The following is a 14,530-nucleotide window of genomic DNA, read 5'->3' on the forward strand; positions in this document are numbered from 1 at the left end:
CGTCCGGGGGGCTCAGGGGCGGGTCTTGGGGGCGTTCTCCGCGGTCCGGGCCGGGTCGAACTCGGCGACGGGGGACAGGATCTCGTCCATCCGGGCGAGCAGGGCGGGCTCCAGCTTCACGCCCGCGGCCTTGACGTTCTCGGTGACCTGCTCGGGGCGGGAGGCGCCGATGATCGCGGCGGAGACGTTCGGGTTCTGCAGCACCCAGGCGACGGCGAGCTGGGCGAGCGACAGCCCGGCCTCCGCGGCGAGCGGCTGCAGCTGCTGGACGCGCTCCAGTACCTCGGGCCGCAGCCAGCGGGCGACGAAGTTCGCGCCACCCTTCTCGTCGGTGGCCCGGGAGCCGGCCGGGGGCTCGGCGCCCGGCTTGTACTTGCCGGTCAGCACGCCCTGCGCGATCGGCGACCAGACCACCTGGCCGATGCCCAACTCCTCGCAGGTGGGCACCACTTCACCCTCGATGACCCGCCACAGCGCGCTGTACTGGGGCTGGCTGGAGACGAACGGGACGCGCAGCTCGCGGGCCAGCGCGTGGCCGGCCCGGATCTGGTCGGCCGTCCACTCGGAGACGCCGATGTACAGCGCCTTGCCGGAGCGGACCACGTCGGCGAACGCCTCCATGGTCTCCTCCAGCGGGGTGGAGGGGTCGTAGCGGTGGGCCTGGTAGACGTCCACGTAGTCGGTCTGCAGGCGGCGCAGCGAGCCGTCGATCGACTCCATGACGTGCTTGCGCCCCAGGCCCCGGTCGTTGCGGCCGGGGCCGGTCGGCCAGAACACCTTGGTGAGGATCTCCAGCCCCTCGCGGCGCTCGCCCTTCAGGGCCCGGCCGAGGACCGACTCGGCGCGGGTCTCGGCGTAGACGTCGGCGGTGTCGAAGGTGGTGATCCCGGCGTCGAGGGCGGCGCGGATGCAGGCGCCCGCGGTCTCCTCCTCGACCTGGGAGCCGTGGGTGAGCCAGTTCCCGTACGCGATCTCACTGATGATCAGGCCGCTGCGGCCCAGGTGGCGGAATTCCATGACCCGTACCGTACGTCAGCGGCGGCGGAGCGGGTGGTACCGGCGCCGGGACGGGCGGGGGCGGGTGCCGCCGGGGCGAGGGACGAGGGGCGAGGGACGAGGGACGAGGGGCGAGGGGCGAGGGGTGGAGGTTGCCGGGGGGGGCGGAGGTCGCCGGGGCCGGGCCTTTGGGCCCTACCGGGCGGGGCGGGGCCGGGCGCAGGCTCAAGACACGGACGTGTGGGATCCGACGAGGATGCGGCGAGGAGTGATCCGCGATGACCGGGTCGACGGCGGGAACGATGGACGGGAGGCCGGGCGGGCCGAGCCCGGCGGAGCTGCGGGAGCTGGTCGCGGCGGCCGGGGCCGCGCCGTCGCTGCACAACGCGCAGCCGTGGTGGTTCCGGCCGGCCGGGGACGGGCCCGGGGTGCTGGTGTTCGCCGACCCGGCGCGGGCGGTGCCGCTGGCGGACCCGGACGGGCGGGGCATGCTGCTGTCGGTCGGGGCGGCACTGTTCAACCTGCGGGTGGCGGCGGCCCGACTCGGGTTTCCCGTCGAGGAGTTGGACCTGGCGCCGGGCCCGGTCGAGCCGGCCGAACCGGTGGCGGTGGTGCGCTTCGGGCCGCGCGGAGCTCCCCAGGAGCCGGGCGATCTGGCCGAGTTGGCCGAGGCGATCGGCCAACGGCACTCCAGCCGCGAGCCGTTCGGGAACCGGGACGTGCCCGAGGCGGTGATCGGTGAGCTGATCGAGGCCGCCGCCGACGAGGATACCGTGCTGGACGTACTGGAGGAGGCCGAGGCGCGCCGGGTGCTGGCGCTGACCGCGGAGGCCGAGGCCCGGATCGCCGGGGACGCCGCCCGCCGGGCGGAGACCGGGAGTTGGCTGCGCGCGGCCTCGGCCGCCCGCCTCGAGGACGGCATCCCGGAACGGGCGCTCGGCCCGCAGGACCACGAAGCCCGGGTCCCCGTACGGGACTTCGCCGGGCGCGGGCCCGTGCACGCGGAGCGCTTCGAGGCGCTGCCGCAGCTGGCGACCATCGCCACCCGGGGCGACACGGTGGCGGACTGGCTGCGGGCCGGGCAGGCGATGGAACGGGTCTGGCTGGTGGCGACCGCCCGCGGGCTGCGGGTCTCGGTGCTCCACCAGGCCGTCGAACTGCCGCAGACCCGTTGGCGGTTGCGCGACCCCGACAGCGGCGTCGGCACCGTCCAGGTGGTGCTGCGGGTCGGCTACGGCCCGCCCGGGGCGGCCACCCCGCGCCGTAGCGTCGACGACCTGCTGCGCGACCCGGCCGGGGACCGCTGACGGCGCCCCGTTCGGGAGGGGCTCCGGCGGGTTCCGGCTGCTGTCGGTCTGCCGCCGACCTGCTGTCGGCCTGTTGTCGGTGGGCGGGGGCATCATCGGCCGGAGGACTTCCCCAGTGGACCCGGTGGACGGAGCGGCGGCATGGCGATCACGAACGAGCGGATGGCGGGGTACGAGTTCCTGCGCCCGATGCGCGGGGACGGGTACTACCCGGCGCACCTGGTGGCCAAGGGCGGCGACATCCTGCACGCGCTGTGCGAGCGGATCGAGGCCGAACCTCCGCGCGGGTTGGAGGAGTTGTACGTGCTGACGCACGCCGCGACGGAGCAGTTCAACCTGCTGGCGGAGGAGTTCTACGCGGCCGACAGCGATATCGAGACCGTCGCGCGCGACACGATCGCGGTGGACTTCGGGTACCTCGCCGGGGCGTACGGCTTCCCGGACGCCGACCTGGAGGAACTGGTCGAACCCCGCGACTGGTGAGGCCGCGGGGCCGGTCCGGGGGCGCTCAGCGGGTGGCGGACGCCAGCAGGGCGCGGTGCGGGAGCAGCAGGGCGTCCGGCTGCGCCGGGTCGGTGCGGTACTCCTCGGCGAGCCGCTCGTAGTGGCGGCGGGCCTCGGCCCGGACGGCGGGCGGCTGGGCGAGCAGGGTCAGTCCGACGGTGGCGACCCCGGCTGCCGGGCCGCTCCACCACTCGTCCAGGGTGGTGGCGTGGTCGAAGTCGAGGGTGCGGCCGTGGGCGTCGCGCAGTCCGGCGGTGGTGAGCAGCCCGGCCAGCCCCTCGGGGGTGCGGGCGAAGTCGTCGGCCGGGTCGAGCGGCCCCAGGTGCGGCGGACGGACCGCGCCGGCCGCCTGCAGGGCGCGCGGGAGCAGCGTCTGCCCCGGGGCGGGGCTGCCCGACCAGATGGTGACGGCGAGCCGACCGCCCGGGCGCAGCACGCGCCGCAGCTCGGCCAGCGCGAGCAGCGGCCGACCGACGTGGTTGAGGACGAAGTTGGCCACCACCGCGTCGAACTCGCCCTCCGGGAACGGCAGTTCGGGGAGGGTGGCGAGGCCGCTGCGGGCCTGCGGGACGTTGCGGCGGACGAGTTCGAGCATGCTCGGCTCGGCGTCGACGGCAGTGACCAGGGCGCCGCGGGCCACCGCCGCCGCGGCGACGGTGCCCGGCCCGGTGCCGACGTCCAGCACCCGGTGGTGCGCGGACACGCCTGCCGCGTCCAGGAGTCGGCCCGCCGGGCGGGCGCAGAGCCGGCCGAACGAGGCGGCGTAGACGGCGCCGTGCCCGGCCCAGGCGGTGCGCTCGTTGGTGTCGAAGGCCGTGGTCGGCGGTGCGCTCTGCGGCACAAGTACCCCCTCGTTCCGGTGCTCTGTGGGCGATCGTAGCGAGGAGGGCGGGACGGGCGGGGCGGGGGTGGGGACGGCGGAAGGGCGCGACCGGGGTGGTCGCGCCCTTCGGACGGGGCCGGGACGGCTGTGGGTCAGCCGGCCTTGACCTCGCCGGTGAGCTGGGGGAGGACGGTGAAGAGGTCGCCGACGACGCCGTAGTCGACGAGTTCGAAGATGGGGGCTTCGGGGTCCTTGTTGACGGCGACGATGGTCTTGCTGGTCTGCATGCCGGCGCGGTGCTGGATGGCGCCGGAGATGCCGGCGGCGACGTAGAGCTGGGGGGAGACCTGCTTGCCGGTCTGGCCGACCTGGCTGCTGTGGGGGTACCAGCCGGCGTCGACGGCGGCGCGGGAGGCGCCGACGGCGGCGCCGAGGGCGTCGGCGAGGTCCTCGACGACGGTGAAGCCGTCGGCGGCGCCGACGCCGCGGCCGCCGGAGACCACGATGGCGGCCTCGGTCAGCTCGGGGCGGCCGGTGGACACGCGCGGGGTGCGGGCGGTGACGGTGGCAGCGTTGCCGCTGAGTGCCACGGTGACGTTCTGCACCTCGCCGGCGGCGGGGGCGGGCTCGGGGGCGGTGCTGTTGGGCTTGACGGTGATGACCGGGGCGCCGGTGGTGACGGTCGACTTGACCTGGAAGGACGCGGCGAACGCCGACTGGGTGGCGACGGGGCCGCCGGTGCCCTGTTCGACGTCGACGGCGTCGGTGATCAGGCCGGAGCCCAGGCGCAGGGCGGTGCGGGCGGCGACCTCCTTGTTCTCGCCGGAGGAGGTGACCAGGACGGCGGCGGCGCCGGTGTCCTTGGCGATCTGGGTCAGCGCGTCGACCTTGGGCACCACCAGCTGGGAGGTGAACTCCTCGGCGTCGGCGGTGTAGACCTTGGCGGCGCCGTACTCGGCGGCCTTGGCGGCGATGTCGGCGGCGGCCGGGCCGGCGCCGAGGACGACGGCGGAGGGGGTGCCCAGGCGGCGGGCGAGGGTCAGCAGTTCGAGGGCGGGCTTGCGCACGGCGCCGTCGGCGTGGTCGACGAGGACCAGGATCTCGGTCATGGTCGGTGGCTCCTGGGGATGCGTGAAAGAAGGGGTGACGGGCCGTCAGGTGGGCTTTCCTGCGGCGGCGTTGTCCATCGACGGGGTGCTCCGGCCGGGTCGGCCGCCGGTCGAGCGGCCGCCGGTCGAGCGACTGGGGCTCGGAGTGGCGGCCGCCGGGCCGGGCGCGGTGGCGCGGTCGGTCAGATGAACTTCTGCTCGGCGAGGTAGGCGGCGAGCTGCTTGCCGCCCTCGCCCTCGTCGGTCACGATGACGCCCTTGGTGCGGGCGGGGCGGGCGGTGACGTCCTCGACCTTCGTCCAGGCGCCGGCCAGGCCGACGGTGTCGGCGTCGATGCCCAGGTCGTCCAGGTCCAGGGACTGCACCGGCTTCTTCTTCGCCGCCATGATGCCCTTGAACGAGGGGTAGCGGGCCTCGCCGGACTGGTCGGTGACCGAGACCACCGCGGGCAGCGCCGCCTCGACCTGCTCGGTGGCCGCGTCGCCGTCCCGGCGACCGCTCACCCTGCCCCCGGCCACCGCCACCTCCGACAGCAGCGTGGCCTGCGGCACGCCCAGGCGCTCGGCCAGCAGCGCGGGCAGCACGCCCATGGTGCCGTCGGTGGAGGCCATGCCGCACACCACCAGGTCGTAGCCGGTCTTCTCCAGCGCGGCCGCCAGGATCGCCGAGGTCCCGAGCGCGTCCGTGCCGTGGATGTCGTCGTCGTTGACGTGCACGGCCTTGTCCGCGCCCATCGACAGCGCCTTGCGCAGCGCGTCCTTCGCGTCGTCCGGGCCCACGGTGAGCACCGTCACCTCGGCGCCCTCGTTGGCCTCCGCGATCCGCAGCGCCTGCTCGACGCCGTACTCGTCCAGCTCCGACAGGAGGCCGTCCACGCCCTCCCGGTCGGTGGTGGCATCGTCCGCGAAGCGACGGTCACCGGTCGCGTCGGGCACGTACTTCACACAGACAACGATCCTCAAGCTCACGGCCACCTTGTCCTTTCATGCGGGAGGGAACTGAGTACCCCCACTAGACCACACTCCGTGCCATGGATCCACTCTTGCGGGGGTGTGAGGGGGGACTCAGTTCCCAGTGGGCGGGGCCGGGCGGCGGGTACGGGCGGGCGCGGGCACGGGGTGGAGGCCGGCGGCCCAGCGCAGCGAGTACCAGGAGAGGGCGGCGAGCAGGGCGGCGCTGGGGAGTTCGGCGGCGTAGGCGAGGAGCTCGGCGGTGCGGAAGGCCTCGCCGCGGTGGGCGGACCAGAGGTCGAAGAAGGCGTCCATGCCGAGCAGGACGGCGGTCGCGGAGGCGATCGGGCTGGTGGTGCGGTGGCGGCGGCGGACCAGGGCGGCGAGCAGCAGCAGCGAGGCGGCCTCGATCAGGTCGAGCCAGACCCAGGCGTTGGAGAGGTTGCGGGCCCCGAAGTGGCCCCGGACGTTCAGGGCGAGGTCGACGATCCAGGGCAGCAGCAGGACGGCGGCGACCCGGAAGGCGATCGACAGCAGGCGCAGCAGTGCGTCCTCGTGGTTGGCCAGGGCCTTGCGGAGAGCGGGCACGCCGCGATCATAGGGCTGACGGCGCGTCAGGTTTGTCAGGCCGCTGGACGAATGCGGCGGATGGAACGGGCGGAACGGGTGGAAGGCGGACGCGGGCGGGGCCGCCGCGTGCGGGCGGGCACGGCGGCGGCCCCGGGGGCGGGTGCGGTCAGCCCTTGCGGCGCAGGCGGAGGGTGGAGTCGCGGTGCGGGCGGGCGTCCGGGTCGGTGACGGGGTGCCCGGGGTGGTCGTGCCGGGCGTGCTCCTCGGCGAGTTCGACGGTCCAGCCGGACGGGTCGAGCCGCAGGGCGGCGAGCATCTCTTCGGGGGTGGGGAAGTGCATGTCGGGGTGCGGGTGGTCGTGCTTGGCCGGGAACGCGGCGTGGCTGGTGATCAGCAGCGTGCCGTCGGGGTCGACGGCCGCGGCGGCCCGGCGCAGCACCCGCTCGCGCGGGAACTCGGCGGGGGAGTGCAGGAACTGCGCCGAGACCAGGTCGTACCCGCCGGACGGGAAGGCGTGCGCCAGGTCGACGCGCTGCCAGTCGATCCGGTCGGCGACGCCCTCGACGGCGGCCCGGGCGGCCGCCCGGTCGAGCGCGACCTGCGAGATGTCGACGGCGGTGACCTGCCAGCCCTGCTTGGCCAGCCAGATCGCGTCCCCGCCCTCGCCGCAGCCCAGGTCCAGCGCCCGGCCGGGCGCCAGGCCGGCGGCCTGCACGGTCAGTGAGGCGTTCGGGCGGCCGCTCCAGATCTGCTCGCTCTCGCCGTACCGCTTCTCCCAGAACTCGACCGCGTCGACGGCCAGCCGGGTCTCCTCGGCGACCAGGTCGGCGTTGATCGCGGCGGCCGCCCGCAGTCCGTCCGCGGCGGCGATGGCGACCTGAGCGGCCGGGTCGGTCAGGTTGCCCGCCGCCCAGACGCCGGGGACGCCGGTGGCGCCCGTCGGGTCGGTGGTGGCCAGCCGGGTGGCGAACCGGACGCCACCGAAGTCCAGGTCGGTGGCCGCCAGGCCCAGCTCGGCCAGGAACGGCGCGGTCACCGTCATCTCGGTGCCGACGGCCAGCGCCTCGCAGGCCACCACGGTGCCGTCGGCCAGCCGGACCCCGGTCAGCCCGGCGCCGTCGGTGGCGCTGTCGGGGCCGTCCTCGGGCAGCAGCGCGGCCACCTCGCCGGGCACCACGGTCACGCCGCGGGCGGCCAGTTCGCGCCGCTGCTGCTCGTCGAACGGCGCGCTGGTGTGCGCGAGCAGCGTGACGTCGTCGCTCCACTGCCGCCACAGCAGGGCCTGGTGGACGGCGATGGCCGGGTTGGTGGCCAGCACGGCGATCTTCCGGTCGCGGACCTCCCAGCCGTGGCAGTACGGGCAGTGCACCACCTGGTGCCCCCAGCGCTCGGCCAGGCCGGGCACCTCGGGCAGCAGGTCGGTGGTGCCGGTGGTCAGCAGCAGCCGGCGGGCGTGCACGGCGGTGCCGTCGGACAGTTCGGCGCGGAAGCCGCCGTCCTCCTCGCGGTGGATGCCGAGCACCTCCGCGTCGTGGAACTCGCCGCCGTACGAGGCGACTTCGGCCCGGCCCAGGGCGACCAGCTCGGCGGGCGGGAGGCCCTCGCGGCCGAGCAGGCCGTGGATGCCCTCGGCGGGCGCGTTGCGCGGGCGGCCCGCGTCGACCACCAGGACGGAGCGGCGGGCCCGGGCCAGGGTGAGGGCGCCGCTGAGCCCGGCGGCGCCGCCTCCGACGACCAGGACGTCGTGGTGGCGGGCGGGGCGCGAGGGCTGCTGCGGGTGCTGCTGGGAGTGCTCGTGCGGGTGCGTCGTGGTCATGCTCCGATGGTGCGCCGGGTTCGCCGGATTGACAAACAATGTTGCTGAGGTAGCAAATGGAGGGGTGGCAGATGGAGGAGTGGCGAAGCCGGAGAGGAGCGAGGCGATGGGCGAGGACTTCGAGGCGGTGCTGACGGGAGTCGGCCCCCGGCTGCGGGCGATCCGGCAGCAGCACGGCACCACGCTGGCGCAGCTGAGCGAGCAGACCGGCATCTCGGTCAGCACGCTGTCCCGGCTGGAGTCCGGCGGGCGGCGGCCGACCCTGGAACTGCTGCTGCCGCTGGCCCGCGCGCACGGCGTGGCGCTGGACGAACTGGTCGACGCCCCGCCCACCGGCGACCCCCGGGTGCGGCTGCGCCCGTTCGTCCGGCACGGCTGGACGTACCTGCCGCTGGCCCGCAACCTCGGCGGCATGCAGGCGTACAAGATGGTCGTCCCCGCGGGCAGCAGTCGGGAGAACTGCGAGCAGCGCACCCACGAGGGCCACGAGTGGCTGTACGTGCTCTCCGGGGAGCTGCTGCTGAAGCTGGGCGAGCACGAGGTGGTGCTGAAGGCGGGCGAGGCGGCGGAGTTCGACACCCGGACGCCGCACCTGTTCACCAACGCGGGCCGGGTGCCGGTGGAGTTCCTCAGCCTGTTCGGCCCGCAGGGGGAGCGGGTGCACGTGCGGGCCAGGACCGCGAACAAGGCTGCGAGGGAAGAGGACTGACGGACCGTCAGCGCGGAACGCCGCGCCCGAGGGGTGGGCGCGGCGTCCGGGTGTGCGGGGTGCGGTGATGTGCACCGCGGGTGGTGGCGGCGTCAGTTGACGAAGACGGTGCCGCCCAGGGTGGTGTCGGTGACCGGGCCGTAGGACGCCGAGAAGCTGATGCTGGCGAAGCAGATGCTCGGGCCGGTCAGCTTGGTGAAGGCCTGGTTGGCCATGTTGATCTGCGGCGGGGTGTTGGTGGCGTTGCCGTTGAGGGCGCCGCCGGTCGAGGAGTAGGTGCACAGGGCGTTGCCGGCCAGGGTCTTGAGGCTGACCGCGGCCTGGATGGAGCCGCTCAGGCTGACCGGGAACCCGGCGGAGTCGGAGATGCTCAGGGTGTAGGGCAGGTTGTTCATGGTGAGGCTGTTCACGCCGGTGACGCCCACCACGTTGGAGGTGCAGCCCGAGAAGGTCAGGGTGCCGACCGGGCCGGACGCGGTGGCGGAGCCGGTGGCGAGCGGGTTGGCGGCGACGCTGCCGCCGATGGTGGAGCCGGAGCACTTGACGCCGGTGGTGGTGCCCGGGTTGTACATGGTGGCGTAGGTGCCGCTGACCAGGTTCGCGGCCAGCGTGTCGCCGACCCCGACGGCCGTGCCGGTACCGGCGATGGTCAGCACCGGGGTGCCGGCCGCGCTGGCCGGGACGGCCGGGAGGACGAGCAGGGCGCCGGCGGCGGTGAGGGCCGCGAGGCCGGCGGCGAGGCGGTTGCGCATGAGGGTGTTCCTTCCGGTGGGTGGGGCGGAGCGGACGGAGCTGCCCCGGCGCGGTCGCCGGAGCGCGTGCGGGCCCCGCGCTGGGGACGGGGGCGGGCACGGGTTCGTGGGGGAGGGTGGAGCGGACGGAACGGGGTGGCGCTGGACGGCCCGGTGGGACGGAGCGGAACGGGACGGGGCGGGTGCGGACCGGCGGGACCGGGTGGGTGCGGGACGGCGGGCCGTCAGTGCGCGGCGCTGTCGCGCAGCGCGGCGGAGAGGTCGGCGACGTCGGTGTCCAGGACGAAGGACGCGTTGGTCTGCTGGAAGCTCACCGAGTCCTTGCCGGGCGCGGCGGGCAGGCCCATCGTCCAGTCGATGATCTGGTTCAGCGAGCCGAGCAGGCCGCAGCCGCTGGCGCCGGGCACCGCGAAGGTGTTGTCGACCAGGGAGGCGTTGGTCTCCGAAATGACCAGCGCGTTGTGCCCGTTGGGGTCCGGGTCGTAGCCCAGGGTGCCCGGGTCGCCGGTCATCGGCGGGGTGGAGCCGGTCGGGGTGGTCGCGCCGGTGGTCGGCTTGAGCAGCAGCGGGGCGGAGTCCGAGCCGACGTAGCAGTGCGCGCCGAACAGCGCGTTGTACAGGTGCAGTTTGATCGGCAGCTGGAACACCGGGTACGGCTCGCCGGTCGCCAGCGGCGTGAACTTGGTGACCGGACCCGCGAGTTCGACCTGCGCGAAGACACTGGTGATGCCCGGCAGGAAGTTCTGGATGCCCGGGATGTTGATCTGCACCATGGGCGCGCTGAGCAGCGGCGCGCTGGTGGGCGGCACCACGGTGTACTGGTTGGCGCTGCTGCCGTCCGGGAACGACACCTCGGGCGCGGACTTGTCCCAGTAGAAGCCGAACTGCAGCGTGATCGGCGAGTTGAACGCCACCACGGTGCTGCCGAGGGTGAACTTCCCGGCGTTGGTCACCGACACCAGGCAGCCGACCTGGAGGTTCTCCGGGTTGGTCATGGCGGGCGCGGCGACCGGACAGTTGCCCATGCCGGTGTACGGCGCGCCGGGCGCCGCCGTGGTGGCGGCGGAGGCGGGTCCCGGGGTGACACCGGCCAGCAGCGCGGCGCCGGCGAGGACGGCGGCCGGTGGCAGCAGGCGGCGGCGCCGGCGGCGGGGCGCGGCTGCGGGGGAGGCGGCGGAGACGGTGGAAGCGGCAGGGGTGGGCGAGCTGGCGCGCATGGCGGGGGGCTCCTGACGGCAGGGGACAGGGCTGAGCAAGGACAAGGCAAGGCGGGGTGGGGCGGAGCGGGGCACGACTGAGCAGGGCAGGGCGAGGCGGGCCGGGCGGTGGTGCCGAGCGATGCCGAGCTGCTGAGCGGGTGGGCGGTTGGGCCGGGGGATCAGGGCGCTCGACGCCACGAGCGACCGGGCCGAGGGCGCACGACTGCCACCGTTGCGCCGGAGCGGTCCGCCGTACCGGGAACGCGGCGCCTCCGTACGGGGATACGGGGGAGTGCGGGAGCGCGCGCCGGGCCCGGAACGGGAACGACCCGGTGGGTGCGGCCGCGAGGCCTGGTTACCGCCGGGTACTCGCCAAGTTCTAGGTGGCTTGCCGGGGCAACGTCAAGGAGAAGAGCGGAAGTTGGAAGGAAGGTGAGTGGAGTTCGATCACATCGGGTTTTCAACTGACCCACCAGTCACAGGAATTGACTGTGGTTCAGGAATTCCCGGACGGTGCGCGAAGTATTGACCCGCCCTGTACCCCGGGGTAACTTCCAGTCAGCTCGCCGGTTGTGAGAAAGATCGTCAACTGAACTGCCAGGCACCACAGTTGGCGAATCCCACCCACGCCAGGCCCTCACCGCCGACGGGCTGCGGATCCCCCACCCGACCCTCAGGAGCCCTCCATGGCACCCTCCGCAGAACAATCCGCCGCCACCACGACCGGGCGCGGCCGGGTCCGACTGCGCCGCGCCGCACTCATGGCGGTACCGGCCTGCGTCACCGCGGGCATCCTGGTGACCCTGACCGCGCAGAACGTCCTGGCCACCCAGTTCGCCATTTCGGGGATGGCCTTCGAGGTCACCGCGGACAGACTGGACGGCAGCGGGTTCGAGCAGTTCGGCACCCTCGACAACATGATCGAGAACAGCCCCAACGCCGGCGACACCGGCGGCCAGCTGTTCCTGATCCAGACCGTGGTCAAGCAGGCCTCCCTGACCAAGCTCTGCCAGAGCGTCAACCTGGGCGGCATCAACCTGCTGATCACGGCCGGCGACAAGGGCACCCCCGTCACCGCCGACAACCTCACCACCGACTCCGACCTGATGAGCGGTGACGCCGAGTTCAAGAACCTCGAAGTCGGCCGCGACGCCAGCACCTTCGACAAGGGCGGCGTGGCCGGCCCGCCCGGAATGTTCGGCCAGCAGGGCGACACCGTGGCGGTCGACCACTTCCGGCAGCAGAACTACGCCACCACCGCCGGCACCTTCCGCCTGCCCAACATGCACCTCAGCTTCAGCGGCAATGGCTGCTGAACCCGGACCGGCACCGGACCGGGCGGCCGACACCACGGCCGCCCGGCCCGCCGACACCCCAGCCACCACCGGCGTCCCGGCCGACGGCACCGGCACCGGCACCGCCGAAACGGCCGCCGAGACCCCCGCTGCGGCGCCCGTCCCGCGCGGCTTCGCCGGCTGGCGCGGCCGCCGGCCCTTCTGGGGCGGGCTGCTGGTCGTCCTGGCCGGCGCCGAGATCCTGTTCACCGAGAAGGCCCCGATGCGCATGGTCATCCGCATCGGCATGCTCGGCCTGGCCGGATACATCGTCCCCACGCTCATGGTGCTCTGCGGCCTGCTGCTGATCTTCCACCCCGTCCAGCGGGTCTTCTACTCCGTGCTCGCCGCCCTCGCCACCCTCGGCACCTGGGTCACCTCCAACCTCGGCGGCTTCTTCATCGGCCTGCTGCTCGGCCTGATCGGCAGCAGCCTCGCCTTCGGCTGGCTCCCCGACCAACCCCGTCGCCGCCGCGTGCTGCGCCGGGAAGCGAAACGCGAAGCCACCCCGGCCTGACCGGGGAGGCGCCCGGCGGAGGAGCGTGGCCACCGTCGGACGCCCCGGCCGCGGCCCCCGCACACCGAGCGGGCGGGGGCCGCGGCCGGGCCTTGCCCGCAGTACCGGTACGGCGGGGGCCGCGGTCGGGCCTCGCCCGCAGCACCGGCAGCCGGGCAGTCGGGCAGCCGACGTCCAGCAGATGCGTCCGGGGCCCACGCGGCTTGGTACCTTGGGCACCTGACGGCCGGTGGACAGACGGAACAGCGCGCCGGGCCCGGGTGGCGGCGGCGCACGCACGCGGCACACCCGTGCCCGGCGCACACGGCGGACGGGGGGATGCGGTGCGGGTACTGCGGTGCGGCAGCGACGCCGTCCTGATCGAGACCGAGGACGCCGAACAGGCCCAGCGGCTGCACGCCGCCCTGCGCGACACCCCGCCCGTCGGCGTCGGCGAACTCGTCCCCGCCGCCCGCACCGTCCTGGTCCACTACGATCCGGCCGCCACCGACTGGCAGCGCCTGCGCGCCGCCGTCACCGCGCTGCCGCTGCGCGCCGCCCCGCCAGCCGAAGCCGCCGAGACGGTGCTGATCCCGGTCCGCTACGACGGCCCCGACCTCGCCGAAGTCGCCCGCCTCACCGGACTCACCCCGGGCCAGGTCGTCGCCCGCCACACCGCCGGGCACTACCGCGTCGCGTTCTGCGGCTTCGCCCCCGGCTTCGCCTACCTCATCGGCCTCGACCCGCGCCTGCGGGTCCCCCGCCGCGCCGAACCCCGCACCCGCGTCCCCACCGGCGCGGTCGCCGTCGCCGACGAGTACACCGGCGTCTACCCCCGCACCTCGCCCGGCGGCTGGCAACTGCTCGGCACCACCGACCTCCCGCTCTGGGACACCACCGCCGACCCGCCCACCCGGCTGCGCCCCGGCACCGCCGTGCGCTTCGTCGCGGTCGACGGCGGGGGAGGAGACGGCGGGAGGGAGGATGGCGGGGGAGGAGACCGCAGGGAAGAGGGCGACGCGGGCGAGGGCGAGGGGGGAGGGCACGGGTGAACGAGGTCGCGGCCGGGCTGTTGGTGGTGCGGGCCGGGTACGGTGCCACCGTGCAGGATCTGGGGCGTCCCGGGTTGGCGGCGCTCGGGGTGGGGCGTTCCGGGGCGGCTGACCGGGGTGCGCTGCGTCTCGCCAACCGGCTGGTCGGCAACCCGGAGGACGTGGCCGGGCTCGAAATGCCGCTCGGTGGAGTCGAGTTGGACTTCCACCGCACCATCACCTGTGCTCTCGCCGGAGCCGACTGCCCGGCCCGGGTGGACGAGCGCCCGGTCGCCGGACGCACCCCGTTCACGGTGCCCGCCGGGGCCCGGCTGCGCCTCGGTACGCCGACCCGCGGCCTGCGCGTCTACCTCGCCGTCCGCGGCGGCCTGGACGTTCCCGCCGTGCTGGGCTCCCGTGCCACCGACACCCTCGCGGGCCTCGGCCCCGAACGGCTGACCGTCGGTCGGCTGCTGCCCGTCGGCACCGCCGCCACCGGCTGGCCCGCCGCCGAGCACGCCCCGCGGCGCGAACCGGCCGGACCACTGGTGCTGCACGTCGTCCCCGGGCCGCGCGACGACTGGTTCACCGCCGCCGCGCTGCGCACCCTGTACGGGGAGCCGTACACCGTGACCGGCGACAGCGACCGGGTCGGCATGCGGCTGGACGGTCCCGCGCTGGAGCGGGCCCGGAGCGGCGAACTGCCCTCCGAGGGCATGGTGGGCGGCGCGCTGCAGGTGCCGCCGTCCGGCCGCCCGATCCTGTTCCTCGCCGACCACCCCGTCACCGGCGGGTACCCGGTCGTCGCGGTGGTCCGCCGCGCCGACCTCGACGCGGCCGCGCAGGCCCGCCCCGGCGACACGCTGCGCTTCCGCCCGCTCTGAGCCGCGGCCGCCGGTCAGGGGAGGCCGGAGAGGCCGGAGAAGCAGGGGAG

The 14,530-nt window shown here is 74.7% G+C and carries 15 protein-coding genes; 7 read left to right on the forward strand and 8 right to left on the reverse strand.

What is annotated here, in order from left to right; translation table 11 throughout:
- Positions 1 to 12 precede the first annotated feature (12 nt).
- On the reverse strand, positions 13 to 1,017 hold the full coding sequence (locus tag EDD39_RS38660) for an aldo/keto reductase family protein (RefSeq protein ID WP_123564286.1): 1,005 nt from the start codon (positions 1,015 to 1,017) through the stop codon (positions 13 to 15).
- 257 nt (positions 1,018 to 1,274) lie between these two features.
- Between EDD39_RS38660 and EDD39_RS38670 the strand changes: the two genes are divergently transcribed.
- A complete protein-coding gene (locus tag EDD39_RS38670) occupies positions 1,275 to 2,303 on the forward strand; it encodes an Acg family FMN-binding oxidoreductase (RefSeq protein ID WP_244257543.1) in 1,029 nt (342 codons plus the stop codon).
- 141 nt (positions 2,304 to 2,444) lie between these two features.
- Positions 2,445 to 2,786 (forward strand): DUF5713 family protein, encoded by a 342-nt coding sequence (locus tag EDD39_RS38675; RefSeq protein ID WP_123564289.1) that lies wholly within the window; start codon positions 2,445 to 2,447, stop codon positions 2,784 to 2,786.
- A gap of 25 nt (positions 2,787 to 2,811) precedes the next feature.
- Here EDD39_RS38675 and EDD39_RS38680 read toward each other — a convergent pair whose 3' ends face one another.
- From EDD39_RS38680 to EDD39_RS38700, 5 genes are all read right to left on the reverse strand, one after another.
- Positions 2,812 to 3,648: a class I SAM-dependent methyltransferase gene (locus EDD39_RS38680; RefSeq protein WP_123564290.1), complete on the reverse strand. Its 837-nt coding sequence runs from the start codon at positions 3,646 to 3,648 to the stop codon at positions 2,812 to 2,814.
- Positions 3,649 to 3,782: 134 nt separating this feature from the next.
- Positions 3,783 to 4,739, reverse strand: coding sequence for an electron transfer flavoprotein subunit alpha/FixB family protein (locus EDD39_RS38685; RefSeq protein ID WP_123564291.1), 957 nt, complete (start codon positions 4,737 to 4,739; stop codon positions 3,783 to 3,785).
- Positions 4,740 to 4,921: 182 nt separating this feature from the next.
- On the reverse strand, positions 4,922 to 5,707 hold the full coding sequence (locus tag EDD39_RS38690; RefSeq protein WP_425269695.1) for an electron transfer flavoprotein subunit beta/FixA family protein: 786 nt from the start codon (positions 5,705 to 5,707) through the stop codon (positions 4,922 to 4,924).
- Between the two features lie 96 nt (positions 5,708 to 5,803).
- Positions 5,804 to 6,277, reverse strand: a complete 474-nt coding sequence (locus tag EDD39_RS38695) for a hypothetical protein (RefSeq protein ID WP_123564292.1) — start codon at positions 6,275 to 6,277, stop codon at positions 5,804 to 5,806.
- A 148-nt stretch (positions 6,278 to 6,425) separates the two neighbouring features.
- Positions 6,426 to 8,075, reverse strand: a complete 1,650-nt coding sequence (locus EDD39_RS38700) for an FAD-dependent oxidoreductase (protein WP_123564293.1) — start codon at positions 8,073 to 8,075, stop codon at positions 6,426 to 6,428.
- A gap of 106 nt (positions 8,076 to 8,181) precedes the next feature.
- Here EDD39_RS38700 and EDD39_RS38705 point away from each other — a divergent pair, with 106 nt between their 5' ends.
- Positions 8,182 to 8,784: a helix-turn-helix domain-containing protein gene (locus EDD39_RS38705; protein ID WP_123564294.1), complete on the forward strand. Its 603-nt coding sequence runs from the start codon at positions 8,182 to 8,184 to the stop codon at positions 8,782 to 8,784.
- Between the two features lie 92 nt (positions 8,785 to 8,876).
- Here EDD39_RS38705 and EDD39_RS38710 read toward each other — a convergent pair whose 3' ends face one another.
- Complete coding sequence (locus tag EDD39_RS38710; RefSeq protein ID WP_123564295.1) at positions 8,877 to 9,536, reverse strand: Tat pathway signal sequence domain protein; 660 nt, start codon at positions 9,534 to 9,536, stop codon at positions 8,877 to 8,879.
- A gap of 224 nt (positions 9,537 to 9,760) precedes the next feature.
- Positions 9,761 to 10,753 (reverse strand): hypothetical protein, encoded by a 993-nt coding sequence (locus tag EDD39_RS38715; RefSeq protein ID WP_123564296.1) that lies wholly within the window; start codon positions 10,751 to 10,753, stop codon positions 9,761 to 9,763.
- 668 nt (positions 10,754 to 11,421) lie between these two features.
- Between EDD39_RS38715 and EDD39_RS38720 the strand changes: the two genes are divergently transcribed.
- The 4 genes from EDD39_RS38720 (at position 11,422) to EDD39_RS38740 (ending at position 14,480) form a co-directional block, all read left to right on the forward strand.
- Complete coding sequence (locus EDD39_RS38720; RefSeq protein WP_030463454.1) at positions 11,422 to 12,051, forward strand: DUF6230 family protein; 630 nt, start codon at positions 11,422 to 11,424, stop codon at positions 12,049 to 12,051.
- Positions 12,041 to 12,586, forward strand: a complete 546-nt coding sequence (locus tag EDD39_RS38730; RefSeq protein ID WP_341869377.1) for a DUF6114 domain-containing protein — start codon at positions 12,041 to 12,043, stop codon at positions 12,584 to 12,586. Before EDD39_RS38720 ends, EDD39_RS38730 begins: the two co-directional genes overlap by 11 nt.
- 323 nt (positions 12,587 to 12,909) lie before the next feature.
- The gene (locus EDD39_RS38735; protein WP_123564297.1) at positions 12,910 to 13,617 is read left to right on the forward strand and encodes a 5-oxoprolinase subunit B family protein; all 708 of its coding nucleotides are present in this window, start codon (positions 12,910 to 12,912) and stop codon (positions 13,615 to 13,617) included.
- Entirely contained in the window at positions 13,614 to 14,480 is an 867-nt protein-coding gene (locus tag EDD39_RS38740; protein WP_244257544.1) for a 5-oxoprolinase subunit C family protein, read from the forward strand. Before EDD39_RS38735 ends, EDD39_RS38740 begins: the two co-directional genes overlap by 4 nt.
- Positions 14,481 to 14,530: the final 50 nt, after the last annotated feature.

Source organism: Kitasatospora cineracea (assembly GCF_003751605.1).
In the GTDB taxonomy this organism is placed as follows: domain Bacteria; phylum Actinomycetota; class Actinomycetes; order Streptomycetales; family Streptomycetaceae; genus Kitasatospora; species Kitasatospora cineracea.